Annotated in this window: 1 protein-coding gene; it reads right to left on the bottom strand. The window is 55.4% G+C overall.

What is annotated here, in order from left to right; all coding sequences use genetic code 11:
* A partial coding sequence (locus EOA85_RS37110) for a HAMP domain-containing sensor histidine kinase (protein ID WP_164760225.1) occupies positions 1-395 on the bottom strand: 395 nt, incomplete at both ends.

The raw sequence follows: 395 nt of genomic DNA, 5'->3' as shown, positions 1-395 counted from the left end.
GCTACTCGACCCCCTTCGGTAAACTTGGCGGCGTTGCTGAGCAGGTTAAAAAGGTTCTGACGCAACTTCGTCTGGTCCGAATGCATTTTCCCGAGGTCGTCCTCGAGGTCCAGTACGAAACCGTTTCGGTTTTTCGCCATCAGAGGCGCGACTGTGGCCCCGACGTCGCGCATCAAATCGGCGACGTCGAACGTTTCTAAGAAAATTTCCATCTTGTTCGCCTCGATCTTCGACAAGTCGAGGATGTCGTTGATGAGCGCCAGGAGATGGCGACCAGCCGCGGCGATCTTCTCCAGTTCCGGAACGAATTCCACCATGTGCTGGTCGCTTGCATCTTCGATCAGCATCTCGCTGTAGCCAATAATCGCGTTCAGCGGCGTACGCAGTTCGTGGCT

Source organism: Mesorhizobium sp. M5C.F.Ca.IN.020.29.1.1, assembly GCF_003997375.1.
Taxonomy (GTDB): Bacteria; Pseudomonadota; Alphaproteobacteria; order Rhizobiales; family Rhizobiaceae; genus Mesorhizobium; species Mesorhizobium wenxiniae.
Note: the sequence above shows the minus strand (reverse complement) of the source record. Positions and strands in the feature narration are given on the sequence as shown.